Origin of the sequence: Vibrio sp. 1457, from assembly GCF_033340195.1 — a bacterium.
GTDB classification, from domain to species: Bacteria; Pseudomonadota; Gammaproteobacteria; order Enterobacterales; family Vibrionaceae; genus Vibrio; species Vibrio alginolyticus.
Genome location: NZ_JAWOWA010000168.1, coordinates 1 through 1,011, shown reverse-complemented (window position 1 = coordinate 1,011; position 1,011 = coordinate 1). Strand labels below are relative to the sequence as shown.

Below are 1,011 nucleotides of genomic sequence, written 5' to 3'. Positions count from 1 at the left end.
TGGCCCGTATGCGCCACGCTTTCCAGCAACTGCCGGAGCTGCGTGCGCAGTTAGAAACTGTCGATAGTGCACCGGTACAGGCGCTACGCGAGAAGATGGGCGAGTTTGCCGAGCTGCGCGATCTGCTGGAGCGAGCAATCATCGACACACCGCCGGTGCTGGTACGCGACGGTGGTGTTATCGCATCGGGCTATAACGAAGAGCTGGATGAGTGGCGCGCGCTGGCTGACGGCGCGACCGATTATCTGGAGCGTCTGGAAGTCCGCGAGCGTGAACGTACCGGCCTGGACACGCTGAAAGTTGGCTTTAATGCGGTGCACGGCTACTACATTCAAATCAGCCGTGGGCAAAGCCATCTGGCACCCATCAACTACATGCGTCGCCAGACGCTGAAAAACGCCGAGCGCTACATCATTCCAGAGCTAAAAGAGTACGAAGATAAAGTTCTCACCTCAAAAGGCAAAGCACTGGCACTGGAAAAACAGCTTTATGAAGTGCTTTCACTCCACCGCGGGATGCGTCGGGAAGCGGCTCGTGGCGAAATTCTTAACTGCCTTGATCGCGTTGGTATCCGCCAGGCGGCAAAACGGCTGACAGATTATCCGCATCAGCTCTCCGGCGGCGAACGGCAGCGGGTGATGATTGCGATGGCGCTGTTAACGCGACCGGAATTATTAATTGCCGATGAACCGACCACCGCACTGGACGTCTCTGTCCAGGCGCAGATTTTACAGCTGTTGCGCGAACTGCAAGGCGAGCTGAATATGGGCATGCTGTTTATTACTCATAACCTCAGCATTGTCAGAAAACTGGCCCACCGCGTGGCGGTAATGCAAAACGGTCGCTGTGTCGAGCAAAATTACGCCGCTACGCTATTTGCATCACCCACTCATCCTTACACACAAAAGCTACTCAACAGTGAACCGTCAGGCGATCCAGTGCCGTTGCCAGAACCTGCCTCAACGTTGCTGGATGTTGAACAGCTTCAGGTTGCCTTCCCCATTCGCAAAG

Annotated in this window: 1 protein-coding gene; it reads left to right on the top strand. The window is 55.5% G+C overall.

Translation table 11 applies throughout. The features are described from left to right. Nucleotides 1–8 precede the first annotated feature (8 nt). The coding region (locus tag R7Z41_RS24615; protein ID WP_411913153.1) for an ATP-binding cassette domain-containing protein at nucleotides 9–1,011 on the top strand (1,003 nt) is incomplete at its 3' end.